Annotated in this window: 21 protein-coding genes and 1 pseudogene; 9 read left to right on the top strand and 13 right to left on the bottom strand. The window is 60.9% G+C overall.

Annotated features, from left to right (window positions below; genetic code table 11):
• Positions 1-849, bottom strand: a complete 849-nt coding sequence (locus tag RRH01S_RS13785) for an efflux RND transporter periplasmic adaptor subunit (RefSeq protein ID WP_234711694.1) — start codon at positions 847-849, stop codon at positions 1-3.
• Between the two features lie 396 nt (positions 850-1,245).
• Between RRH01S_RS13785 and RRH01S_RS13780 the strand changes: the two genes are divergently transcribed.
• A complete protein-coding gene (locus tag RRH01S_RS13780) occupies positions 1,246-2,271 on the top strand; it encodes a helix-turn-helix domain-containing protein (protein ID WP_042472090.1) in 1,026 nt (341 codons plus the stop codon).
• A gap of 11 nt (positions 2,272-2,282) precedes the next feature.
• Here RRH01S_RS13780 and RRH01S_RS13775 read toward each other — a convergent pair whose 3' ends face one another.
• A complete protein-coding gene (locus tag RRH01S_RS13775; protein ID WP_034516258.1) occupies positions 2,283-3,047 on the bottom strand; it encodes an IclR family transcriptional regulator in 765 nt (254 codons plus the stop codon).
• A 90-nt stretch (positions 3,048-3,137) separates the two neighbouring features.
• Here RRH01S_RS13775 and RRH01S_RS13770 point away from each other — a divergent pair, with 90 nt between their 5' ends.
• The 3 genes from RRH01S_RS13770 to RRH01S_RS13760 all read left to right on the top strand — a co-directional run bounded on the left by RRH01S_RS13770 (position 3,138) and on the right by RRH01S_RS13760 (position 6,912).
• On the top strand, positions 3,138-4,067 hold the full coding sequence (locus tag RRH01S_RS13770; RefSeq protein WP_015917624.1) for a polysaccharide deacetylase family protein: 930 nt from the start codon (positions 3,138-3,140) through the stop codon (positions 4,065-4,067).
• A 59-nt stretch (positions 4,068-4,126) separates the two neighbouring features.
• The gene (locus RRH01S_RS13765) at positions 4,127-5,623 is read left to right on the top strand and encodes an ABC transporter substrate-binding protein (protein ID WP_015917623.1); all 1,497 of its coding nucleotides are present in this window, start codon (positions 4,127-4,129) and stop codon (positions 5,621-5,623) included.
• A 131-nt stretch (positions 5,624-5,754) separates the two neighbouring features.
• Positions 5,755-6,912, top strand: a complete 1,158-nt coding sequence (locus RRH01S_RS13760; RefSeq protein ID WP_015917622.1) for a M20 family metallopeptidase — start codon at positions 5,755-5,757, stop codon at positions 6,910-6,912.
• A gap of 112 nt (positions 6,913-7,024) precedes the next feature.
• On the opposite strand, the gene RRH01S_RS13755 is transcribed toward RRH01S_RS13760, so the two are convergent.
• Positions 7,025-7,639, bottom strand: coding sequence for an O-methyltransferase (locus RRH01S_RS13755; RefSeq protein ID WP_015917621.1), 615 nt, complete (start codon positions 7,637-7,639; stop codon positions 7,025-7,027).
• Positions 7,640-7,738: 99 nt separating this feature from the next.
• On the bottom strand, positions 7,739-8,722 hold the full coding sequence (locus RRH01S_RS13750; protein ID WP_110924626.1) for a helix-turn-helix domain-containing protein: 984 nt from the start codon (positions 8,720-8,722) through the stop codon (positions 7,739-7,741).
• Positions 8,723-8,932: 210 nt separating this feature from the next.
• On the opposite strand from RRH01S_RS13750, the pseudogene RRH01S_RS34815 reads away from it, so the two are divergent.
• The 4 genes and pseudogenes from RRH01S_RS34815 to RRH01S_RS13735 form a co-directional block, all read left to right on the top strand.
• Positions 8,933-9,382: pseudogene (locus RRH01S_RS34815) on the top strand (TonB-dependent receptor plug domain-containing protein); the annotation flags it as partial.
• Positions 9,383-9,719: 337 nt separating this feature from the next.
• Complete coding sequence (locus tag RRH01S_RS34810; RefSeq protein WP_306464983.1) at positions 9,720-11,153, top strand: TonB-dependent siderophore receptor; 1,434 nt, start codon at positions 9,720-9,722, stop codon at positions 11,151-11,153.
• Positions 11,154-11,181: 28 nt separating this feature from the next.
• A complete protein-coding gene (locus RRH01S_RS13740; protein ID WP_015917618.1) occupies positions 11,182-12,345 on the top strand; it encodes an ABC transporter substrate-binding protein in 1,164 nt (387 codons plus the stop codon).
• 130 nt (positions 12,346-12,475) lie between these two features.
• Positions 12,476-13,336: an alpha/beta hydrolase gene (locus RRH01S_RS13735; protein WP_234711692.1), complete on the top strand. Its 861-nt coding sequence runs from the start codon at positions 12,476-12,478 to the stop codon at positions 13,334-13,336.
• Between the two features lie 44 nt (positions 13,337-13,380).
• On the opposite strand, the gene RRH01S_RS13730 is transcribed toward RRH01S_RS13735, so the two are convergent.
• The 3 genes from RRH01S_RS13730 to RRH01S_RS13720 all read right to left on the bottom strand — a co-directional run bounded on the left by RRH01S_RS13730 (position 13,381) and on the right by RRH01S_RS13720 (position 16,677).
• Positions 13,381-14,133, bottom strand: coding sequence for an ABC transporter ATP-binding protein (locus RRH01S_RS13730; protein ID WP_015917616.1), 753 nt, complete (start codon positions 14,131-14,133; stop codon positions 13,381-13,383).
• Entirely contained in the window at positions 14,127-15,191 is a 1,065-nt protein-coding gene (locus RRH01S_RS13725; RefSeq protein ID WP_007697822.1) for a FecCD family ABC transporter permease, read from the bottom strand. The genes RRH01S_RS13730 and RRH01S_RS13725 overlap by 7 nt, the downstream gene beginning before the upstream one ends.
• 160 nt (positions 15,192-15,351) lie before the next feature.
• Positions 15,352-16,677: an NAD(P)/FAD-dependent oxidoreductase gene (locus RRH01S_RS13720; RefSeq protein ID WP_034516263.1), complete on the bottom strand. Its 1,326-nt coding sequence runs from the start codon at positions 16,675-16,677 to the stop codon at positions 15,352-15,354.
• A gap of 252 nt (positions 16,678-16,929) precedes the next feature.
• On the opposite strand from RRH01S_RS13720, the gene RRH01S_RS13715 reads away from it, so the two are divergent.
• A complete protein-coding gene (locus tag RRH01S_RS13715; RefSeq protein ID WP_015917614.1) occupies positions 16,930-17,406 on the top strand; it encodes an Lrp/AsnC family transcriptional regulator in 477 nt (158 codons plus the stop codon).
• A gap of 33 nt (positions 17,407-17,439) precedes the next feature.
• Here the strand turns inward: RRH01S_RS13715 and RRH01S_RS13710 are convergent, their stop codons facing one another.
• From RRH01S_RS13710 to RRH01S_RS13685, 6 genes are all read right to left on the bottom strand, one after another.
• Entirely contained in the window at positions 17,440-19,101 is a 1,662-nt protein-coding gene (locus RRH01S_RS13710; protein ID WP_034516265.1) for an ABC transporter ATP-binding protein, read from the bottom strand.
• Complete coding sequence (locus tag RRH01S_RS13705) at positions 19,101-19,943, bottom strand: ABC transporter permease (RefSeq protein ID WP_012650472.1); 843 nt, start codon at positions 19,941-19,943, stop codon at positions 19,101-19,103. The genes RRH01S_RS13710 and RRH01S_RS13705 overlap by 1 nt, the downstream gene beginning before the upstream one ends.
• A 2-nt stretch (positions 19,944-19,945) precedes the next feature.
• Positions 19,946-20,896, bottom strand: coding sequence for an ABC transporter permease (locus RRH01S_RS13700; RefSeq protein ID WP_034516268.1), 951 nt, complete (start codon positions 20,894-20,896; stop codon positions 19,946-19,948).
• A gap of 96 nt (positions 20,897-20,992) precedes the next feature.
• A complete protein-coding gene (locus RRH01S_RS13695) occupies positions 20,993-22,603 on the bottom strand; it encodes an ABC transporter substrate-binding protein (RefSeq protein WP_012650470.1) in 1,611 nt (536 codons plus the stop codon).
• 74 nt (positions 22,604-22,677) lie between these two features.
• Positions 22,678-23,394 carry an HAD-IA family hydrolase gene (locus RRH01S_RS13690; RefSeq protein WP_037220287.1) on the bottom strand — a complete coding sequence of 239 codons (717 nt, stop codon included), beginning with the start codon at positions 23,392-23,394 and terminating at the stop codon, positions 22,678-22,680.
• Positions 23,395-23,686: 292 nt separating this feature from the next.
• A complete protein-coding gene (locus tag RRH01S_RS13685) occupies positions 23,687-25,060 on the bottom strand; it encodes an aspartate aminotransferase family protein (RefSeq protein ID WP_012650468.1) in 1,374 nt (457 codons plus the stop codon).
• Positions 25,061-25,069 lie beyond the last annotated feature (9 nt).

The following is a 25,069-nucleotide window of genomic DNA, read 5'->3' as shown; positions in this document are numbered from 1 at the left end:
TCAAAATCCTCTTTCATTTGTGTTTGCTTGAAGTTCCGGAGCATCCAGGGTGACCTTCGCCGCCATGTTCGGCAGTACGCGCGCGGGCGGCGTCAGGAATTCCAGCCGGGCGGTCACCGTGCCCTTCTGCAACGACGCTGCCGGCACGATTGTCCGCACCCGCATTTTGAACGTTCGGTCGGGAAAAGCGTCGAGAACCGCGACAGCCGTCTGGCCGGGCTCTATGCGTGCTGCATTGGACTGGGCAATATCGACGTCGATGGTGAGCGAGTTTGGGTCGAGAAGGATTGCGATCCCGTCTCGCGGCCCACCGCCATCCGTGCCGGAGGCGACAATATCACCAAGGCCGGCCAGCCGGGTGACGATCACGCCATCGAATGGAGCGACAATCCGGTGGAGCACCAGGTTTCTGTCCTGTTTCTCTACCTGTAGTCGAGCGGTTTCCGCTGCCTGCCGCGCCACATCGAGGTCGCTGGTCAATTGCACGACGGAGAGGCTGTCTTCATCAAGGCTGCTCAGCGCCTTGACACCGCGCTCGACAAGCAATTTGGTGCGCTCCAGGGTCCTGCGCGCCTGCGCCAGCGAGACCTCGACCCGGTGTACCGCCGCATCCGCACTTGCGGCTTGGGATCTGGCGATCCTCAACTCGATCTCGTCCGTTGTCGTATCCAGCCGCACAATAATTTGCCCGGCGGCAAAGTGGTCGCCGATATCCAGCGGCAGTTCGGCGACCTTGCCGCTGATTTCCGGTCGCAAGGTAATCATCTTTTCGGCGACGACATAGCCGGAGCCGATCACGGATTGAGGTGGCGGCGTTTGCGGCAATCGAGCGGGCAGCTTGTCTTGCACTATCGCGTCAGTTTCGTTTGTCGGCTGGGAGATGGCTTCCGCTACCGGATGTCTCCACAAACTCTCTGCAAGCGGAAGCGATATGTAAGCCGCTGCCGCGAGCGCTGTGGCCAAGCCGGTTAGAGCCACGCCACGCATTGGGAATCGACGGCTCGCGGCTGCATCAGCGGGCGGTGTTCCTTCGCGTTCGATCGACAGCGATCGAAGTCGGTTCGCGATATTCGCTTCTGCATTCATTAGGGGTCTCCAGACGTTGACGGCATGATTTTCCGCCGCCGGCACGTCTGGTGCGACCTCGATCGCGATTTAGGACGTTGCAGAACGCGATCTAGATCGCCGGAAGCTGCGAGTCAGGCCATAGTGGCGACAAATATTCTTACCCCGGGGAAGGGTCTTATGCTGTTCGTGCCGCTACCGTTCGTCGTTGCTCTCCTGCTGCTTCTGCTGTTTCTGGCGGTGGTGCGGCGGGACGACGAGCTTGCTGCGAACCGGCCCTTTCTCCTCCTGCTATTGCTCTGTGCCGTGCAATCGGTTCTGGTCGGACTGCGCTTGGGCTACGGCCTGCAGTGGGTCGGCTATCTGGCGATGGTGCTCCCAACGGTTATGCCGCCGCTGGTTTATGCCGGCGTGCGCAGGCTGGGTGTGGATAGTCCCAGAAGCGGACCTGTCCTCCTGGGATTCTACAGTTTTCCCGCTGTCATTATCGCCGTGCTGGCCATTCTCCGGCCTGAGGCCATCGATATCGCGATGATCCTCATTCAAATCGCCTATGCCTTGGCCTTGCTCTGGCTTGTCCGGCCGGGTCCCGACGCGCTGCGTCTGGCGTCATTCGAGGCGGCACGGCCGGCCCATCGCGCACTTGTCTTTGCCGCCACTGCTTTGTGTTTCTCGGCCCTGATCGACGCGCTGGTACTGTTTGATTTCGGGTGGACCCATGGCGCGCATGTCGGTCTGATCGTCAGCATCGCCAATCTTGTCGGCCTGCTTGTTCTCGGCGCCGCGGCAGCCGCCGCCAGCCGGAATTCCACGGACGCCGAGATGGTGGAAATCCTGCCAATATCGGATGCCGCCGAAGACAAAGACACTGTCGACCGGGTTCATGCGTTGATGCAGGAGAAGAAGCTTTACCGCGACGCCAATCTCAATCTCGAACGGTTGGCCCGCAAGGCCGGGATACCGTCGCGCCGCATCTCGGGGGCCATCAACCGGACCACGGCAAAGAATGTCTCGCAATATGTCAACGACTACCGGATTGCCGAAGCCTGCCGGCTACTGGCCGAGACGGATCAATCAGTGACCGAAATCATGCTTGAAGCCGGTTTCCAGACCAAATCGAATTTCAATCGCGAGTTTCGCCGGGTCACCGACATGACGCCCGTCGCCTGGCGCGAGAAATGTGCCTATTCTGCAAATCCGGCCTAACGCGACGGCGCTTAAGGTTTCGCCCTGTATCCAAGGCTGCGACTGATATCGTCGGCCGTTTTCCGCAGCATCGATAGAAGCGCCTCGTGCCGCTCGAAGTAGCGGCTGGTCAGCGTGCCCAGATTGAGCGCGGCGACGACATTGCCGGTGGCGTCGAAAACGGGCATGGCAATGCCGGTCGAACCTGTGACGAATTCCTGGTCGTTGATCGCGTATCCATCCTGCCGCACTTTTATGAGAATATTGCGGATCTCCTGCACGTTGGTGATCGTATAGGGCGTGTAGGACAGGAACTGAACGCGGGAGAGATAATCTTCCAACGTCTGCTGCGGCGCGTGGGCGAGAAGGACGCGGCCCATAGCCGTGCAATAGGCGACGATGGCCGCGTCCAGGTTGACGTCATAGCGTATGGGTTGGCGGCTCACGCTTTTTGCCAGTCGGCGGATGTCGCAATGAGCGTTCATGGCGCTGAGCAGCACGGTCTCGCCGGATTCGTCCCGCAGGCGCTCCATGAACGGCATGGCCTTGACCACCAGCGGCTCTTCGTGGCGACGGAAGGGGAAACCATGCCGGCCTGCCTCGATCAGCATGTAGCGCCCGGCGGAATCCTGTACGAGATGACCGCGCGCGGCGAGGGTTTGGAGCAACCCATGCGCGCTGCTTTTCGGCAAGGTCAGATCCCGGACAATCTGCGACAAGGCAACGGCTTCCCGCCGCCCCGCCATATATTCAAGAATATCGAGGACACGTCCGGCGCTCTTCACTTCCGAGTTCATATATGTGAACGACCTTCCCGTTGTTGGCCTAGCGATCGGCCTGTAACAGTTGTGCCGAGAAAAGCGACAACCGGCAAGGCGGGTGTGACGATGAGCGGGACGCAAAAGCAGGCGGAGATTGCCGAACCCTGGCTCTGGCCGGACGAAACCTGGCGGAGCCGCGTCGACAAGGTGCGCGCCGGGCGGTCGTTGCGGCCCGCCAAGTGGAAGAATGGCGCCCGCATGGCGGTCGCCTTGTCCTTCGACGCCGACCATGAGACGTTTGAATTGCGCAATGGCGGTGTTTCGATCGGCCGGATGAGCCAGGGGCAGTATGGGCCTCGTTCGGGCATGCCGCGCATTCTCAAGCTGCTGGAGAAATACGCCGTCCCGGCCTCGGTCTTCATGCCGGCGGTGTCGGCGATGATCAATGCTGATGAAGCGCGCGCTGTCGTAGCCTCGGGCCATGAACTTGGCATGCATAGTTGGATACACGAATTCAACTCGCGCCTGGACGAGGCGAGCGAGCGCGACCTTGCCCTGCGCGCCGCCGATGTGCTGGAGCGCATTTCCGGTGTTCGACCGGTCGGCATGCGAACTGCTTCCTGGGATTTCAGTCCGCACACGCTGAAGATCGCCCGCGAGATGAAGCTGCTTTACGATTCATCGCTGATGGCGGACGACGAGCCCTATGAGCTGCTCGAAGACGGAGAGCCGACGGGCATCGTCGAAATCCCCGTGGAGTGGATCCGCGATGACGCTCCCTATGTAGCGATGGACCGCATGACCGGCGCGCGGCCCTATGGCGGCCCGTCGATGGTTCTCGATATTTTCCAACGCGAGCTCGAGGTGGCCTATGAGGAGGGTGGGCTTTTCCAGCTTACGCTTCATCCTCATCACATCGGCCATCGCTCGCGTATCTTCATTCTGGAAGAGATCATTCGCCAGGCGCAGGCCAAGAGGGACGTATGGTTTGCCACCCATGCGGAGCTTGCTGCCTATTGCGCTTCCGAAGCCGGCCTGAAGACATTGCACCAATAAATAATGAGCGTCCGGCGGGGCGCAACGGCGTTTTTGAATTTCAAAGGGGGTAGTAGACTATGCATTTCAAGTTCTTATCCGCAGCGGCCCTTGCCGTGAGCCTTCTGGCGTCGGCAGCCTATGCGCAATCGGCCAAGGATACGCTGACGATCGACCTGCCGAATGATGCGGCCACGCTCGATCCGCATCTTCAATGGGACACGGACAGCTATAGCGTCTATCGCAATATCTTCGACAATCTCATCACCCGCGATACAGCCGGCGCGATCGTGCCGCAGATCGCGACGTCCTGGAAATATCTCGACGACAAGACCCTCGAATTCCAGATCCGCGATGATGTGACCTTCCAGGATGGCAGCAAGCTGACTGCCGACGATGTTGCCTATAGCGTCAACCGTATCATCGATCCGGCTCTGAAGAGCCCGCAATTGTCGCAGTTCAACCAGATCATCAAGGCCGAGGCCACCAGTCCGACCGTGGTGAAGATGATGACGAAGTCGCCCTATCCTGCGCTGATTGCCCAACTCGTCAAACTGTCGATCGTGCCGAAGGCCTATGTCGAGAAGGTGGGCGCCCAGGAGTTCAATCTGAAGCCGATGGGCAGCGGTCCTTACAGGCTGGTGCAGTGGCAGAAGGGCGTACAGACCGAGCTTCAAGCGAACGACCATTACTGGCGCGCAAAGCCGCCCTTCGAACATGTTGTCTTCCGCGCCGTGCCCGACGTCTCCACCCGCATCGCCGACCTGAAGACCGGTAAGGCCGATCTCGTTCGCGATCTTCCGTCCGATCAGGCGATTGCGCTGAAGAGCGGCGAGGAGGTGCAGGTGCTCTCGGTTCCGACCGAGCGCGTCGGCTATATCTATATCAACGCCCAGGCTGGCGCGACGCAGGATGTCCGCGTGCGCCAGGCGATCGCCTACGCCATCGATAGGCAGACCTTGGTCGATGCGCTATTGCAGGGCTTCGGCTCCCCGGTCAACGTCGTCGGCGCCAAACCGATCTTTGGTTACACCGAGAGGGTCGAAGGCTACCCCTTCGATCCGGACAAAGCGCGCGCCTTGATAAAGGACGCGGGCGCGGAAGGGGCGAAAATCGAGTTTCTGACCTCGCCCTCCTATGATCGTTCGATGGTGGAAGCCATCCAGCAGATGCTGAATGATGTGGGTCTCGATACGACGATCACCTCGCTCGATCAGGCGACCTTCCTGAAACGTCGTCAGGGCGATGCCAGGGACGCCGGCAGCATGGCTTTCGGTCGTTGGTCCTGCGCCTGCCAGGATGCCGACGGCATCATCTTTCCGCTGTTTCGCACCGGCAGCAGTTGGGCGAAATACAGCAACCCGCAGTTCGACGGTCTCGTCGACGATGCCAGGTCGACGCTCGACAACGACAAGCGGCTGGAGGACTATCGGAAGGCCTATGAAATCCTGAAGCAGGATGTGCCGGGCATCGGGCTCTACCAGGGCGATGCCGTCTATGGCGCCAGCAAGAAGCTCAAGTGGCAGCCGAGCCCCAACGAAGCCATGTTCGTCATGGACATGAGTTGGCAGCACTAGACCGGGCAGATTGTGGATTTGGCCGGTGACTGGGGCCTGCCTTTCTGTATCAATAGGTTAGACGTGTCCGGCGATTCTGATCCGCCGGACACCATATCCTCCCGCCTTTGCCCTTTGTTCGGATGGCTTTCATGACCCTTGCTATTTCCCCCGATGATATCGACCAAGCCGCACTGCTTTCTGAATTGCGGCGCTGGGTGGAGATCGAAACCCATACGCCGGATGCTGATGCCGTGAACCGGCTGGCCGATCGCGTCGAGGCGATAGCCAAGCAAGCCGGTCTCGTGGCCGAGCGGACGCCTGGAACGATGGGCTTCGGCGATATTCTGGCGGTGCGTTCGCCTCGTCCCGCTGGCAGCAACCAGAAGAGCGTGCTCATCCTTGCTCATCTGGATACGGTTCATGCAGCCGGCACGATCAAGAACCAGCTGCCCTGGCGACAGGAGGGCGATCGTCTCTATGGACCGGGCATCTACGATATGAAGTCCGGTGCCCTGATGGCGCTGGAGGCAATGAAGATTGCGGTCCGCCATGGCCCCGGCCCGAAGCTTCCCGTCGATCTGCTGTTCATGCCAGATGAGGAGATGGGCAGCCTTAGTTCTCGCGCGTTGATCGAGGCCTATAGTCGCAATGCCGGCTATGCTCTGGTGGTCGAGCCTGCCCGTGATGGCGGCAAGATTGTCGTCGCGCGCAAGGGTGTGGCCATGTACGACATCGTCGTTCGCGGCCGCGCCTCTCATGCCGGCACCCGTCCGCAGGATGGCCGTAGCGCCGTCCGCGCGGCCGCACGGCTGGTGCTCGAACTCGAATCCCTTAACGACCCCGCACGCGGCGTCACGGTGACCGTCGGCACCATTCACGGCGGAACCGGACGCAACACCGTGCCGGCAGAATGCCAGATGCAGGTCGACGTGCGTGTGCCCGACGAAGGGACAGCTACGGAAATCCTCGGCAGGATCGAGGCCCTGAAGCCGGTCGACCCGGATATCGCGCTCGAAATCAGTGGCGGTCTCAACAGGCCGCCATTCCCGCAATCCGAAGGCGGCAAGCGGCTTTTCGCTCATACAGCGGGGATTGCCGCCGAACTCGGAATCACGCTGGAAGGCGTCAGCACCGGCGGCGGTTCGGACGGCAATTTCACCGCGGCCCTCGGCGTCGCCACGCTTGACGGGTTAGGCGCGGACGGCGCCGGTGCCCATACGTTCGACGAGTACATCTTCGTCAGCAGCGTCGCGCCGAGGACGGCCTTGCTTGCCAATCTCATGCTGACGCTTGACGGCAAGGAATGATGCCGGACGGCGGGTGAGGTTTGCTTTGCCAGCAGGAGCCGTCATTGCTGACCAGGCGAAGCCTGATGGAGTGAGGAAGCGGGCGTCCGCGACCCGCCCGTCAAACCCAGGATCACGGGTCGAAACGGCTGACCTCGATCCCCATGCCGACGGGCAGCAGCACGCTCGTAATTCCCGCCTTGGCGCGGACGGCTTGGCCATAGGCTTGCACATCCTCGTTTCCGGGGCGGATCATATTGTCGGCGATGATGATAGCGCCCGGGTTGAGCTTGGGGTAGAAAGCCTCCAGGCAGGGCACGTAGAGATCCTTCCAGAGATCGACCAGCACGAGATCCACGCCGATCGTCAGCTCGGAGATCATCTGCACGGCGTCACCGACCTTGAAGTCGATATGGTCGGCAAGTCCGGCCTTCGTCGCCCTGTCGCGGGCATAGGCCGACTTGTAGTCATGCAATTCCATCGTGATCAGCCGGCCGCCGGTCGCACGGGCGGCTTCCGCTAGCCAGATGCCGGAATAGCCGAAGGAAGTGCCGAGCTCGAGAATGTTCGGCGTCTTCAAGCTCTTGGCGACGATGTTGAGCAGACGGCCGGTTTCCGGCCCGACTGCGCGCATCCGGCGATCCTGGCCGCCATCGCGGCCGCCCGGCGGCATGTCGCGCGGCTTGCTCTGCTCTTCCCGGATGAGCTCGTGATATTCATCGAGCACTGCCAAGATTCTGTCGTCCATATCCGATCCTCTATCCAACTGCGGACTTGTGGCGCGCACGATAGGAGCGAATTTTGCGGTCGTCGAGGCTGCCGGGCCGAGTGCGTGGCTTGTGTCACTCTAACGTGATCGGGCATCCCTGGGCGAAAATCCGTGTTGCCGTTTGAAGGCGGTCGCGAAGTTCGCCGGGCTGGTATAGCCGGCGAGGTAAGCGGCTTGGGCAATCGTCACCCCTTCATTCTCAAGCGCTGTCCTTGCCTGTTCGAGTTTCAGCTTCCGTATGTAGTGGAAGACAGTCGTGCGGTGTGCCGTATGAAATAGTCGCTGCAACGTATTGACGCTGACGCCGATTTCGGTCGCCAGCTCCTCGACGGATGGAGCAACACGGCTATTGTTCAGCAATTCCTCGGCGCGGCGGAGGCGCTTATTCTCGGCGGCGCTCAGTCTTGCGCTGTGTGCGGGCGGGGGCGTGCCTGCCAGCAGCGAAAAGGCTTCGGCGACGATGCCAAGCGTGCGGCTCTCCATGTATAGGCGCGCCAGATAGGGTTCGAAGCCAGACGGCTTGATCGCCTGCGTGGCCAATGCCACCAGCGACGCGCTCGGGCTCCAGGATCGTGCCGCAAGCCGTGTCGCGGTGAAGCGCTTCAGGCCCTGCGCGCTTGCATCCGCAAAGACATCGCCCGACTCCAGCCATTCCGGGAATATCTTGATCGTCAGCTTACGCACGCGGTCCCCAACGGCCGCGCGGCGGCGGAAGAGTTCCCGTTCCTGCTGGTGGAACAGTGTGGCTGACGGGATCCAGCGGTCGGAATTTTCAGCCCGATGCGGCATCGGAATGTCCTGGTCGCCGATGCTGGCGCTCACACCGCCCTGGAAGAACAGCTTGACCCCCAGGTGTGGCGCAGATTCGGCTTCCGTATGGAGATCGCAGAGGTTGGTCACATCGGAATAATGGACCGTAAGACCGCTTCTCACGGTCGTCTTGCTGAACGTGCCGCGCAAGACCGTGTCGTCCGCGCCGATATTGGAGTTGAGCAGGCGGAAGGTGCAATCTTCCCTCTGCATTTGACCGAAGAATTCGTGTGCTTTGACCAGAGAACTCATTCGGCAACTATTCCTATCGCGTGTCGCTGGCGAGGTGCAATTGCGCAAACAAGAATGGCGTTTTCTCAAACAAGTTCGCAATGGCCTTCCGCTCGCAAACGCGTATAACGCCAAAACATGAGAAATTCCATCATATTTTAGTCGACGAGCCGCTCGATCACGGTAGGCACCGACACAAAAATTAGCACCCGGTGCGATCAAGGGGGAAGAATGCTTTATAGGCAGGCCTTTACAGGATTATTGGCGGGAACGGCGAGCCTGCTTGCGACGACGGCGATCGTGGTGGCTGACGATCAGACCCCGACAACCCTGGAAAAAATCACGATCACCTCCAATGGCATGCAGGACAAGGGACCGGTTGCCAAGCGCGCCCGTGCCGGCACCAAGACCGATACGCCCATTGTGGAAACACCGCAGTCGGTATCGGTCGTGACAAGCGATCAGATCAAGAAGCAGGGCTCCACCAGCGTTTCTTCTGCGCTACGCTACGAGCCCGGCATCACCACCGGTTCGCGGCCGGGCGAACGCTTTGATAGCATCTACATCCGAGGTTTCGGCGGTTTCGGCGCGAACGCCAACTACATCCATTACTGGAACGGATTGAAGCTGCCGACCGGCATCAACTACAACATACCCTCCGTGGATCCGTTTTTCATCGATCGTATCGAAATCACACGCGGCCCGGCCTCCGTCCTCTATGGCGCCGGCAATCCCGGTGGCTTGGTCAATCTTGTCAGTAAGAAGCCGGAGGCAGAAGCAAGCCACGACGTATTCACGCGCTTCGGCAACAATGGGCGTGCCGAGACCGGTTTCGATTTCACCGGCCCGTTCGATGAAGAAGGACAGCTCCTCTATCGCCTGACCGGCGTCGGTCGTCTTTATGATCTCGGCGTCGACAACTCCGACAGCCAACGCGTCGCGATCGCCCCTTCCGTCACCTGGTCACCGGATGCCGATACGACATTGACGGTGAACGCGAGCTATACGCGTGACCCGAATGCCGCCATCTCCAACTGGCTGCCTGCCGTCGGGACCCTGCAGAAAAACCCGAATGGCCAGTTTTCGAGCAGCTTTTTCAGCGGCAATCCGAACTACAATTCCTTCTCGCGCAAGCAAGCCACGGCGGGCTATGTTCGAACACCATTTGGACGACGTCTGGACGGTGCGGCAGAATTTGCGGTTCATGCACAGCAGTACCGATTTCAAGGGCTACTCCGTGACGGGATGGGCCTCCGCCTCAAGCTGCGGTGGCGTATCCTATCTATGCCTCGGCCGGCGAGCGACACACTACATCGAGCAGTTCAATGCCCTTCAGGTGGACAATCAAGCCGAGGCCGATTTCAACACGGGTCAGCTCGAACACAAGCTGCTGATGGGGCTGGACTACCAGCAGGTCGATGCCACCTCGACCTACGGCAACGGCTCGGTCAGCTATATCAACTATCTCCACCCATCCTACGAAAGCTCAACGAATGTGGCCTTGACCGGGCGTCAGAACCAGGTGCGCCATCAGACGGGTGTTTATGTTCAGGATCAGATGAAGCTGGACAATTGGGCATTCGTCCTCGCCGGTCGTCACGACTGGTCATCGATCGACAGCACGACGACGACCCTCTCTTCGGGTTCGTCCACCAGTTACAGCACGCAGGATAGCGCCTTCACTTGGAAGGCAGGGCTTCTCTACCAATTCGACAATGGCGTCGCGCCCTATGCAAGTTACAGCACGTCCTTCGATCCGAACATGGGCACTGGCTATGGTGGCAAGACCTTCAAGCCGACGACGGGTCAGCAATATGAAGTCGGCGTGAAGTATCAGCCGACAAATTACGACGCGTTTTTCACCGTCGCTCTCTACAATCTTACGCAGCAGAATGTCCTGACGACTGACACGGAGCACACAAGCACGAACACGACGGTGACCGGCTGCAGCTCATCCACCTGCCAGACGCAGGCCGGCGAGGTTCGTTCGCGGGGCGTCGAGCTCGGCGCCAAATTCGCGATTACCGACAATTTCAGCATGAACGCCGCCTATACCTTTGCCGATGTCGAAGTGACCGAGAGCACGGTGGCCAGCACGGTTGGGAAGACACCGGTCGGGGCGCCCAGACACATGGTAAGCCTCTGGGGCGACTATACTTTGGACTCCGAGCAATTTGCGGGGCTCGGTTTTGGAGCAGGCGTCCGCTACATGGGCTCGACCTATGGTGATGCCACCAACACGAAGGCCATGAAGGTGCCAGACTATACGCTCGTCGATGCCGCTATCCACTACGACTTCGGCGCCCGCAATCCCAAGCTCAAGGGTCTCGACTTGGCCGTCAACGCCACAAACCTGTTCAACAAGAAATATGTCGCGGCCTGCGCATCGGAAACCCAATGCTTCCTCGGAACGGGCCGGACAATCATGGCGACCGTGTCCTACAAATGGTGACGATGGGCGCGGAACGTAGGGATCGGACATGCGATACGTAACGGACACCCGGAAACGGCTATATGCTCTCGAATGCGGCAAGCGCCGGACGACGCATCCTGTCGCACTTAAGCTGATTGCCGTGATCGCAGCGCTCCTGATCGCCTTGATGATGCCGGCGCTCGCTCGCGCCGACATCATTCTCAGCGATCTCAGGGGCAGGACGGTTACGCTGGCAAAGCCGGCGAGCCGCGTGCTGGTGGATGACGGCCGTTCGATCCTGGCGCTTTCATTTCTCACCGATGATCCGGTCAGCCTCATCGCGGCCTGGCCGCACGATATCGACCGCTTTGGGCGCGAGCTCTATGCCGCCTATCGGCAGAGGTTTCCGGCAATCGACACTCTACCGAAATCGACGAGCAGCGCCCAGGACATGGTCGCTGAGCAGGTCATCGCCGCAAAACCCGATCTCGTGGTGTTGTCTCTCTATTCGCATCCCGCCGAGTGGCAGCTTGAACAGCTCCGCCAAGTCGGAATTCCGGTTATTTTCATCGATTTCGTCGCCGATCCCTTCGCCAATTCAGACCGAAGCCTCGAAGTTTTGGGGAAGGCCATCGGCCACGAGGCGGAGGCCGACAGAGTTATCGCCTTCCGCAAACAGCAGAAGGCTCTGATTGCCGAGCGGATCGCCAAAGAGGATCCGTCCGAGAGGCCCTTAGTCTTCATGGAGACGCATGCCTCGACGCAAGAGGCGTGTTGCAATTCGCCGGGCACCGGCAATGTCGGCAAATTCATCGACTTTGTGGGTGCGCGCAATATCGGCGATATCCTCGCCGGCAAGCCGTTCGGGCAGATCAGCCTCGAATATGCGCTTGCCTCGAAGCCCGACATCTATATCGCCAGCGGCGGTGAATATATGGAAAAGCGTGGTGGGCTTCTGATCGGTCCACATTACAGCGCAGAAGAAACGCGAGATGCAATGGCACGGCTTCTCGCCCGCCCGGGCTTTGCCGCCATCCCTGCCGTCGCGACAGGAGCAGTGCACGGCCTGTCGCAGCAAATCTTCAACTCGCCTCTCGATGTGCTGGCGCTGGAGCTCATCGCCAAGTGGACCCAGCCGAAGCTGTTTGAGGATCTCGACGTCGAGGCGACGCGGCGGACGCTGAATGGCTTCATGGCCGTACCGCTTACAGGGGTCTACTGGACCGACTGACGGGCGGAGCACATCACGATGACCGATATACATATAGACGGAGGCGCGGCGCTACATGCGTGACAAAGCCATAGGGAAGACGCTACTGAGCTCTCAAATGCGCAGCAGCATGCCGCGGGACATTGCGGGCATGTCGCCTCAGCAGCCGCTCGTCATGCCGGGCTGCGGACGGTTTACGCTGCGCTCGTCGGAAACGGATCTGGATTACGAGATCTTCGTCTATGTGCCGGAGGCCGAGCCGCCAGCTTCGGGCTTTCCGGTCATCTATGTTCTCGACGCCAATTCGGATTTTATCACCGTTGCCGAGACGGTACGCCGCGTCTCTCGCCGCCCGAAGGTGACCGGCATCGCTCCTGCGATCGTGGTCGGGATCGGTTATCCCAATACGAACGGATACAACATCGACCGCCGCCACCTGGACTTTACACGCGGTCCCGCGGATACAAGCGTATTTCCCGACAAGGCAGGGGACGGCTGTGGCGGGCAGGCGGCCTATATCCGCTTCCTTGGCAATCAATTGCTGCCTTATATCCAATCATGGCTTGGCAGCGATCCGGACAGTCGCATTCTGCTCGGCCATTCGCTTGCCGGTTATTTCGTGCTTGATTTGCTGGCCCAGCATCCGGACATGTTCAGCGGCTATGTCAGCTTCAGTCCCTCGGTCTGGTGGGACCGGCCAGGCTTGTCGCGAGCTTTGGCGGCGGTGTGTCCCATCACGCGGCCGATCCGCCTCTATACGGCGGTCGGACGCTGGGAGCAGGAGCTTGCGCGCTGGCAAGCCAGGGAGAGTTTCAGCGATCAATATCACCGGATTCGCAAGGTTCGCCGCATGATCGACAATGCGCGCGAGATCTCGTGCGAGGTCGGCGCGAGCTATGGGGAGAAGGCGACCGTTCAGTTCGAACTCGGCGATGACGAGGACCATGCGACGGTCGTCACGGCGTTGCTCTGCCGAGCGCTACGCTTCATGGGCGCTGGATTTTCTGCCTGACACGAATCTCGTAGATCCGCGTTCAGATGTTTCTAAGTGACCGATCAGATCGCTCCGTCGACGATCACCATGGGGCTGCCACGGGAACATGTCTCGACGCGGGCATCGATCTTGTAGATATCGCGCAGCATCCCGGTAGTGATGACGTCGGGTGTCGCGCCGCTGGCCGCCATCTTGCCGTGCGCGATGACGATGGTGTTTTCGCAGTAGCGGAGCGCGTGGTTGAGGTCGTGGAGCGCGATCAGGACGATCATGCCGTCTCGCTTGGCGAGATCGGTAATGAAGCTCAGCACCTCGATCTGCCGGTGAAGGTCGAGTGCCGATGTCGGTTCGTCCATCAACAGGATTTCGGGGCGGCGAATAAGCGCTTGTGCCAGCGAAACGAGCTGGCGCTGGCCGCCGGAAAGCTCCCCGAGGCCGCGAAACGCCAGATTTTCGATATGCAACGCCTTCAGGATGGCATCGATTTCGGCCAGTTCGTCGTCGGCAACCCGCCAGCCGCTGCCTTGCTTTGCCGAAAGCAGGACCGACTCGTAGACGGTGAGGACCGCATTGGCGCCTGTGTCCTGCGGCATGTAGCAGATCGAGCGTGGTCCTCGCGCCGTATCGGAGAGTTCGACCAGCCCCGGCCCCTTGATCAGGCCGGCGATCCGCTTGAACAGAGTCGACTTGCCGGCGGCGTTCGGGCCGATGATCGCCGTGACGCTGCCGCCCTTGAGGTCGCTGAGGGTGACATCGGACAGCACTTTTACCTTGCCGTAAGAGGCGCCGACCTGATCGAGTGCCAAACCTACCATGAACGCCTCCTGCTGCCGAAAATCAGGATGAAGAAGAAGGGAACGCCCACCAGCGCGGTGATCACCCCGATCGGCAGGATCGCGCCGGGAATGATGATCTTGCTGAGGACGGAGGTTGCCGACAGGAGAAGAGCGCCGCAGACGACCGATGCGGGCAGGAAGAAGCGCTGGTCCTCGCCGACGATCATGCGCGCCATATGCGGCCCGACGAGACCGACGAAGCCGATCGTGCCGACGAAGGATACCGGGATGGCGGCGAGCAGGCTGACGAGCATCATCGTCCGCAGGCGCAGCGCCCGCACGTTGACACCCATGCTCGCGGCCTTGTCGTCGCCGAGGCGAAGCGCCGTCAGTGCCCATGCGTCCCGCATGAACAACGGCAGGATGACGACTAGCATGCCGGCGATGATCGCAACCTTGGGCCAGGTTGCCTTGGTGAAGCTACCCATTGTCCAGAACACGATTGCCGAAAGCGCCTGTTCGGATGCCAGATATTCGAGCAGCGACAGAGCAGCATTAAAGGTGAAGACCAGGGCGATGCCGAGCAGGACGATGGTCTCGACGCTGACGCCGCGCATGGTCGAGGCAAAGTGGATGAACATTGCTGCCGCCATCGCCATGATGAAGGCATTGATCGGCACCATGTAGGCGACCGCGCCGGGATAGAGCGCGACGCCACCAACAAGGGCGAGGGCCGCGCCGAAGCTTGCCGCCGCCGAAATTCCGAGCGTGAACGGGCTTGCCAGCGGATTGGCGAGGATCGTCTGCATCTCCGCGCCGGAAACCGATAGAGAGGCGCCGACGACGACCGCCATCAGCGCGATCGGCATGCGGATATCCCAGATGACGACGCGCAATTGAATAGCTGCATTGGCAGGATCGAAGATCGCGGAGAGAACCTGCTGCAGGGTATAGTTGGCCGGCCCAAGCGCCATGTCGAGCGCTATGCTCATACAGAGCGCGACGCCGAGAAGCGCCAGGATGATCAGGCGGCGGAAGACCCGGAAGCGATATTGCTCGCCTCCGGTCACAGTGGCTTGAAGCGTCCCAACGGACATGGCGGCTTGTCCTTCGGCAAAATGCGAGAGGCCGGTTTAAGTTCGAAGATCGACCGTAAGCCGGCACCAGGCTCGAGCCATCGCTCGACGAAAACTGAGACCCTCTATGCTTTTATGAGGAAAGCAGTCAAGTTCAATTTGGCAACGAGCAGGCGAAGGGTCAGAAATCAGCAACCTTGCCCCAAACCGAGCCGTTCAACCGGTCCGGATAGTAGGGTTTCGGATCGACGATCGGCTCTGCGCCCGTGACGAGATCAGCGACGAGATGGCCAGCTCCGGGACCGATCCCGAATCCGTGGCCGCTGAAGCCTGCCGCCAGAATCAGTCCCGGTAGGGTTGATATCTCACCGATCGCCGGAACGCCGTCGGGTGTGCTGTCGATGAAGCCGGCCCATGCCGCGGACACCGGCGTGTGGGCAAGTGCTGGAAGCAATGCTCGCGCACGCTCCAGCGTCTGATCGATCTGCGCACGATCCGGGCGGGGGTCGAGAATGCGGTTGCGCTCCATCGGCGTCGGCCGATCGAGCCGCCAGCGCGACAGGGTTTCATGGCCGCCCTTCATACCTTCCAATCCTCCGGGAGCGAGGCTGCGTCGGCGCTTGATGAACATCGGCACGAAATGGCGCGCGAAGCGGAGCTGCTGCAGGGTCGGATCGACGCGGGCACGGCCGCTGATGGCGAGCGTATAGCCGCCATCCCTCCGGCGCGTGGCGGAGACTGCGGCGGTGTGCAGTGCCGCCGGCAAGCCTTCGGCACCGGGGCCGACGGAGAGGATCGAGGAGCGGATCGCGGCTTGCGGGAAGCGGATGCCGAGCTGCCGGCAAAAGGACGATGCCCAGGCGCCGCCGGCCATGACAACCGTTCGAGTGCGGATCGTGCCGGCCTCGGTGACGACGCCGCTGACATGGCCGCCTTCGACCTCGAGACCGCGCGCCGCACACATCTGATGGACACTCCCGCCGAGCGCCAGGATGGCGCGGGCAACCACCGGGGCTGCCCGGGACGGATCGGCGGTGCCGTCGGTTGGCGAAAAGACCCCGCCCTTCCATTGCCGACCGGTCGCCACCCCGAATTCGCTCGCCTTTTTGCTGTCGAGCATGTGGGTGGTGACGCCGACGCCGTGGGCAAATTCGCCCCAGCGCGCCCAGCCGGCGAGCTCAGCGTCGTCATTGCTCAGATAGAGCAGACCGCAGCGCCGAAAGCCGGTATCCTCGCCGCTATCCTTGCCGAAATCCTCCCAAAGAGACAGGCTCTTGGTGGAGATCGGCAGTTCGCGGGCATCCCTGTTCTGCTGCCGGCACCATCCCCAGTTCCGACTGGACTGCTCGGCACCGATCCGGCCTTTTTCGATAAGGGCGACCTTCAGGCCGCGCCGCGCAAGATAATAGGCGGTAAAGACGCCGACGATGCCGCCGCCGATCACCACCGCATCCGCCTCATTAGGGATAACAGGCGTGGTTTCGATGTGCAGAAGGGGCGCGGGCATAGCTTTCTCCGGGTTTCAGACACGTATTCTAGCCGAGCTTTCGCCACGCAAATGCTGCAGATCGCCGCCAGACAGCATTTCCTTTGGTGGCGCCTGTCTATCACGAATGCTTGTGCTAAGATCCGGATTCTACGAGGTTATATAGGCACAAACGGGGTTGATTCCGCTTGCTAACCGAGGCTTTCCGCCTAAAATGACGAAAGATTATTCCGTATGGCGGCGTGCCGCTGCCGATAAGAGGGGAGCACGCCGATGAAGCTCGACCGGATCGACATCAAGATTCTCTACGAATTGCAGAAGAACGGCCGCATCACCAATGTCGAGCTGGCCGAACTCGTCAATCTCTCGCCCAGCCCCTGCCTGATGCGGGTGAAGAAGCTGCAATCGGAAGGCTATATCGTCGGCTACTCGGCGCAAATCAACATCGCCAAGCTCGGGCAGACGCTGACCGTCTTCACCGAAGTCACGCTCAAGAACCACCGCCAGATCGATTTCGCCCGCTTCCTCGCGGCGGTCGAGAAGGTGGATTCGGTCGTGGAATGCCATCTGGTCTCCGGCGGCTACGACTATCTGGTGAAGTTCGTGACTGCCGGCATTGCCGAATACCAGACGACAATGGAGCGGCTGATCGACATGGAGATCGGCATCGACAAGTATTTCAGCTTCGTCGTGCTGAAATCGCCGATCGTCAAGGCGCATATGCCACTGACCAGCCTGTTTCCAGTCTGACGTTTTTCCTGATTGCAATGTGCGAAACGCCTGTCAGCGTTTCGCGAAAGCCCGCATCAGTTCGGGATCTTGCTCCAGCCCGTCCAGCCAGCCGGTGTTAAGCTTCGGCACGGAGGAGAAGAGCAGCTTGGAATAGGGATGCTTGGCCCCACCGGCGAGATCGGCGGATGCAAGCTGCTCGATCTTCTCGCCGGCATACATGACGATGATCTCGTCGCAGATCGCCTGCACCGTCGAAAGGTCATGGCTGATGAAGACATAGGAGAGGCTAAGCTCGCGCTGCAATTCCTTGAGAAGGTCGATGATGGCAGCGGCAACGACTGTGTCGAGGGCCGAGGTGATTTCGTCGCACAGAATGAGCTTCGGCTCGGCCGCGAGTGCGCGGGCAAGGTTGATGCGCTGCTTTTGGCCACCGGACAGTTCCGGCGGACGCCGGTGCTTGATGGCTCTCGGCAGGTGAACCATGTCGAGGAGCTGGTCGATACGAGCCTCGCGCTGCTTGCCGCCGATATTGCGATAGAAGGAGAGTGGCCGGCCGAGGATATCGCCGATCGACTTGGCCGGATTGAGTGCGGTATCGGCGAATTGGAAGACGATCTGCAGCTTGCGCAGTTCTTCGCGCTGGCGCTGCTTGGCGTCAGCTGCGAGCTGCTTGCCGTCGAAGATGATATCGCCGGAAACCGGCGGCAGGATCCCCGCAATGGCGCGCGCAAGCGTCGATTTTCCACAGCCGGACTCGCCGATGACGCCGAGATTGCGGCCCGCCTCGAGCTTGAGGCTCACCGATTTGAGCGCCGTTGCCAGAGGCAGGCCGTCGGGCTGAATCTGCCCGTAGCCCGCAACGATGTTCGTGACCTCCAAAAGAGCGGGCGTCTTTTGTGGATCGGTCGGCGCGGGGGAGGCGTAGAGCTTGGGTTCGAAAGCGCCGAGCAATTGGCGGGTATAGGGATGGGCGGGGGCAGAAAGGATCTGCTCGGTCTTGCCGATTTCCTGGATCTCTCCGCCCTTCAGCACGACGATCCGGTCGGCGACCTGCGCAACGACGGCGAGGTCGTGGGAGACGTAAACGCCGGCGATGCCGCCCTTCTTCATCACCGATTTGAAGGCCCGGAGAACCTCGATCTGCGTCGTCACGTCGAGCGCCGTCGTCGGCTCGTCGAAAATCACCAGCTTCGGATCGCCGATCAGCGCCATTGCTGCTGAAAGGCGCTGCAGCTGACCGCCGGACACCTGATGCGGGTAGCGCGAACCGATCGTCTCCGGGTTCGGCAGGCTCAATGCCTTGAAGAGCTCGACAGCGCGCGCCTTTGCTTCCTCGGCCGGCATGAGATCGTGGATGCGGGTGATTTCGATCACCTGCTCCATGATGGTCTGCGCCGGGTTGAAGGCGGCAGCGGCACTCTGCGGGATATAGGCGACTTCGGTACCGCGAATGCGGGCTCTCGCCTTTTCCGGCAGGCTTGCCATGTCCTTGCCGGCGAGCAGGACCTCGCCGCCGCTGATCCGGCATCCCGGCCGCGCGTGACCCATCAGGGTGAGCGCGATCGTCGTCTTGCCCGAGCCGCTTTCGCCGATCAGGGCAACGATCTGGCCTTCTTCGATATCGAAGCTGACGCCACGGATGATCTCGACCAGGCGACCGGAATCGGTCTTGGCCTCGACCTTCAGGTCACGAATTTCAACGAGCTTGGCCATCAATTGCTCCGGTCTCGGATTTTCTGGGGCAGGTTGTCGATCAGCAGATTGACGCTGATCGTCAGGCTGGCGATCGCAATGCTTGGGAAGATCACCGCCGGTGCGCCAAAGGGCAGGCCGCCGATATTTTCGCGCACCAGAGCGCCCCAATCCGCGTTCGGAGGCTGCACGCCGAGGCCGAGAAAGGAGAGGCCCGACAGAAGCAGCACGATGAAGACGAAGCGCAAGCCCAGGTCCGCCATCACAGGCCCGAGGATATTGGGCAGGATCTCGGAGCGGATGAGGTAAAGCGCGCCTTCGCCGCGAGCGCGGGCGACCGTGATGAAATCCATCGTATTGATGTTGACGGCGAGCGCACGCGAGAAGCGGTAGGCACCCGGCGTATAGATGACGGCAAGCGTCATGATCAGTACCGGGATCGATGAGCCGACGCCGGCCACAACCACGAGGCCGAACAGCTTGCTGGGAATCGAGTTCAGCGCATCGAGAAAGCGACTGAGTGCGCTGTCGAACCAACCGCCTGTCACCGCCGCGATCATGCCGAGCGCGACGCCGGTGAAACAGGAGATGTAGACGGCGGCAAGCGAGATGCCGACGGTATAGCGTGCGCCCATCAGGATGCGGGAGAAAATGTCCCGGCCGAGATAGTCGGTCCCCAGCCAGAACTTCGCTGAGATTGGCCCGAAGTAGTCGAAGTCGACGATATCGCCGATCGGGTAGGGGATCAGCAGCGGCGCGAAGATGGCGATCAGTGCCCAGGCGAGGATGACGCCAAGGCCGATCATGCCGACGATGTTGAAGCGGAAGCCGAGCTTGCGGGGAGTGAACGCGGTAAGGGCCATGGTCAGCGCAACCTCGGATTGGACATGATGGCGATGATGTCGGCGATGGTGATCAGAAGCAGATAGACCAGACAGAAGATCATCGCGCAGGTCTGGATCAGCGGCAGATCGCGGGTGGCGACGGCATCCACCATCAGCTTGGCGATGCCTGGATAGTTGAAGATGGTTTCGACGATGATCACGCCGCCGAGCAGGTAGGAAAGCGAGAGTGCTACCGCGTTGACGATCGGGCCAAGCGCATTCGGCAGCGCATGCTTCAGCACCATGCGTCGGCGCGAAGCACCTTTGAGCAGGGCCATTTCCACATAGGGCGTGTTCAGCGTCTCGATCACGGCCGCGCGGGTCATGCGGATCATCTGTGCCGAGATCACGAAGCTCAGCGTGATGACCGGCATCGCGAAGACGCGCAGCATCTGCGAGAAGGAGTGGATCTCATTGGCGAAGGCAAGTGCCGGCAACCATTTGAGATAGACGGCGAAAATCAGCACCGCCGAGGTGGCTACCATGAATTCGGGTACGGAGATGACGCCGATCGAGACCACCGTGACGATGCGGTCGTAGAGCGAGCCGCGCAGCATGGCCGCGGTAATGCCGAGCGTGAGCGCGATCGGAACCGAAAACAGCGCAGTTGCGGCCGCAAGCTTCAGCGAGTTTCCGAGCCGGGAACCGATCAGGTCAGCGATCGGCATGTTGTTGGCATAGGAAATACCGAGATCCCCGGTGGCAAGGCCGGCGAGCCAGCGCAAGAAACGCAGGATTGCCGGGTCGTTGAGGTGCATCGCGGCGCGCAGGCCCGCGACCGCCTCGGGCGTCGCTGCCTGACCCAGTAGGATCTGAGCGATGTCGCCCGGCAGCATTTCGGTCGCTGCAAACACCGTGAAGGACACGATGAGAAGCGTGATCAGGGCCACGATCACACGGCCGAACACGAGAGAAAGAATGTGGCGGTTCATATCAGATCCCCTTCGCGAGAACGAATGCGCCGAGCATACGGCAATGTACCCGACAAGTGGCGCCGAAACACCACCGGTCGGGTACGAAGGCAGGGATCAAGCATCAAGCCAGACATATTCCGCGAAGGCATAGCCCATCATGCCGCCGAGCGGGTTGGCTTCCAAGCCGTGCAGCTTCGAGGAGATCGCGTCGACGTTGGAGATATAGGCCGGGATGGCAGTGCCGGCATCTTCAGCGATCATCGTCTGCATGTCGCCGTAGATTGCCTTGCGCTTGGCCTGGTCGAGCGAACCGCGCGCTTCCAGCATCATGCTGTCGAACTTCGCGGACTTGAACTGGCTTTCGTTCCAGGGAGCGTCGGAAGAATAGAGCAGCGAGAAGAGAATGTCCGGCGTCGGACGCGGGTTGATATTGCCGAAATGCATCGGCGCCTTCAGCCAGTAGTTCGACCAGTAGCCGTCGGACGGCACACGCTGGACATCGAACTTCATGCCGATTTCAGCGCCGGCCTGCTGGAGCACCATTGCCATGTCGATGGAAGAGCCTGCCGCTTCCGACGCCACCACCGGAATGGACTGGCCGAGAAGACCCGATTTCTGGAAGTGGAACTTGGCCTTTTCCGGATCGAAAGGTTTCGGCTTCAGATCGGCATTGTGGTAGATGCTGGCCGGTGGCACAGGCTGGTCGTTGCCGATTTCGGCAAGGCCGCGCAATGCCGATTTCTGGATGATCTCGCGGTTCAGCAGATACTTGACGCCGGTCACGAAGTCCTTGCTGCTGCCCGGGTTCATGTCGAGACGCATGTTGAGGTCGGTGTAGTTGCCGGAGGTGGTCTTCGACATTGCCACGCCCGGCTGGCCGTCCAGAAGTCGCATGGAGCGCGGGTTGACGGCGGCGGCGAGATGGATGTCGCCGGATAGCAGTGCGTTGACGCGCGCAGAATCGTCCGCGATCGCGAAGAACTCGAAGGAGTCGAGGTGAGGGCCACCCTGCTTCCAGTAGTTCTTGTTCTTGGTGGCGAGAGAGCGAACGCCTGGTTCGAAGACTTCGCAGACGAAGGCGCCCGTGCCGTTGGCTTTGCTGAAATCCGTCGTGCCGTCGGCAAGGATCATGAAATGATGCATGGCCAGGATCGTCGGGAGGTCGGCGTTCGGATTGGCAAGGGTGATCTCCACGGTCAGCGGATCGACAGCCTTGATGCCGGTCATCTGCTTGGCGATCGCATTGACCTTCGAGCCGACGGCCGGGTCGAGATGGCGGTTCAGCGAATAGACGACGTCGGCCGAGGAAAGGCTCTTTCCGTTATGGAAGGTCACGCCCTTGCGCAGTTTCACAGTCCAGACCTTGGCATCGGTGCTTTCGATGCTTTCGGCGAGTTCCATTTGTGTGACGCCGGCCGTGTCGAGGAAGGAGAGGCGATTGTAGAAGGCACAGCAGCGGACGTAGTCCGTCGACAGCGACGCCTTGGCCGGATCGAGCGTGTCGGCGGTCGACGACGACCAACCGGCCGCCTTCAGCGCGCCGCCGGAGACCGGGGTGGCCGCAAAAGCTGACGAGGCACGTCCGAAGATCGCGCCGCCTGCAACGGCTGCGACACCGCCGGCGAGCAGCATTTGCAGGAGATCGCGGCGGGTCGCGCCACGGCGAATGGCATTCTCGACCATGGCATCGTCTGCGCTGGTCCAATTCGTGATCTTGTCGTTCATTGCGTTCCCCTTGTTGTTAAGGTCGATTTGGCGTCCCGTCTTTTCCTGCGGGATCAATTCCGGGTATCACTGCGTCAGGCGGCCTTCACTGCCTCCACTGCATCCGCAAGCCCTGCCATGGAGGTGAAATGGTAGTCGGGCTTGGTGAACTCCTTCGGCTCGATCGTGCCGCCATAGCCGTTCTGGGCGTGGCGCCGCTGGATCCAGCAATTGGTCATGCCGAGTTGCCGCGAGATGCCGATATCGTGATACTGGCTCTGGGCGACATGCAGGATGTCGTCCTTCGAAGCGCCTTCCTTGCCGACAAAGGCAAAGACCTGTTCGAAGAAGGCCGGATCGGGCTTTTCCGTGCCGGTATCGTCAGCGGTGAATGCGGCATAAAACGGGTTGCCGAGTTCCCTGGAGAAATGTTCGAAGGCCCAGCGGCGTGCGTTCGTCATGGCGATCAGCTTATAGCGCTTCGATAGACGCTTGAGGGCTTCGGCGCTATCGGGAAAGCCTTTCCAATCCCGGCAGGAATCGCGCAGGCGTTCGCCATATTTCTGCTCTGCCGGCAGGCCGAGCTTCGGCGCGATAGCAAGATAGACGCGAAGCAGATCGTCGGGAAACAGTCCGGCGTCGCCGGAGTAGCGTTCAGCGCGATAAAGTGCGAGCGCTTCTTCTCCGTCCACGGAGACGCCCTTTTCCGCTGCGATTGCGGCGAGGCAGTCTTTGATGCCGCCTTCAAAGTCGATCAGCGTCCCGACGACGTCGAAGGTGAAATATTTGAAATCCGCTAAGCTCTTAACCAAGTGTCTGTCCTCGATGGAATGCGACCAATTCTGGTCGCCTCGGCTGAATGCAGAAGAATATGCTGTTCCCATACTGCCGAGGATTTTCTTGTATCTCCCGAAAACCTAGGCTTTTCGGGCTTTGGGTACCTTCAGCCATTTCAGTTTCGCAGTTAAGGCTCGCCGGATTCTCTGAATGGGAGAGCTGTGGCGGCACAAAATTGCGAATATGGCGGCAAAGCGGTATTTCGCTCATCCCACCCATCGGCCGATGCGAAGCGTGCTGGCCGATGGCGAAATGTTCCGCGTGCGCTCAGACGAGGGCCGCGCGAACATCAGGATCTTCGAGCGTCTGGTCGAGCGTCTTGGCGGTGCGCTCAACGATTGCGTCGATCTCGGCCTCTGTGCAGCAGAGCGGCGGCGCATAGCCGAGAACACCATTGCCGAAGGCGCGGATCACGAGCCCATTGTTCCAGGCGCGATCGAAGATCCGTCGCGAGGGGTCGGCCGCTGCGGGCAGGGGCGTCTTGCGCTCCTTGTCGACCACCAGTTCGATCGCGGCAAGCATGCCGCGCCCGCGCACGTCACCGACCAGCGGATGCGAGGAGAGCGATTGAAGGCCGGCCATCAGCCGCGCACCCGCCTTGACACCGTTTTCCAAGAGGCCGTTCTCATAAAGGCGCAGCACCTCGAGGCCGACCGCGGCACTGACAGGATGGGCGGAATAGGTGTAGCCGTGGCCGATTGCGGCCGCGCCGGCACCGTCGGCGATTGTCTGGTAGACCTTCTCCGACAGGAAGACAGCGCCCATCGGCACGTAGCCGGAGGTCAGGCCCTTGGCGGTCGTCATCAGGTCGGGGACGATACCTTCGTCCGAGCAGGCGAACAGCGGGCCGGTGCGCCCGAAACCGGTGATGACTTCGTCGGCGACGAACAGAATATCGAGTTCGGTACAGACATCGCGCATCGCCTTCATCCAGCCGGCCGGCGGAACCAGCACGCCCCCTGAGCCCTGGATCGGCTCCACATAGAAAGCGGCCACGCGCTCGACGCCGATTTCCTCGACCTTGGCGCGCAGCGCCTTGACCGAAGCGGCGATGATCGCCTGCGGATCGGTGCCAACAGGGTTGCGATAGGCGTAGTGCGTCGGAATCTTATGCTGCCAGTCGAGCGGCATGCCGAAGCCGGCGTGGAAGACGGGAAGCGCCGTCAGGCCCGCGCCGACGGTGGACGAGCCGTGGTACCCCTGTTCGAGTGAGATGAACTGGTCCTTCGTCGGCTTGCCCAGCGAGTGATAGTAGTAGCGGATGAAGCGGACCGTGCTGTCGACAGCGTCGGAGCCGCCAAGCGTGAAGTAGACGTGGTTGAGATCGCCGGGCGTCCGCTCGGCAAGTTCGGCCGCAAGCCGGATGGCCGGTTCGGAGCCAAGGCTGAAATAGCCGGTGGCATAGGGCAGTTCGCGCATCTGGCGGGCTGCGGCTTCGACGATGCTTTCATGGCCATATCCGGCATTGACGCACCAGAGACCGGCAAAGCCGTCGAGCATCTGGTGGCCCGACGCATCGGTGACGGTTGCGCCTTTGGCGGATTTCAGCACGCGGACGCCGGCCTGCTCATGGCCGCGATAGGAGGCGACCGGGTGAACGAGGTGGGCGCGGTCGAGTTCGACGAGGGAATTGCTCAGCATGATATCTCT

Origin of the sequence: Rhizobium rhizogenes NBRC 13257 (genome assembly GCF_000696095.1) — a bacterium.
Classification (GTDB): domain Bacteria; phylum Pseudomonadota; class Alphaproteobacteria; order Rhizobiales; family Rhizobiaceae; genus Rhizobium; species Rhizobium rhizogenes.
The sequence above is the reverse complement of the archived record's forward strand: the minus strand, read 5'-3'. Positions and strand labels throughout refer to the sequence as shown.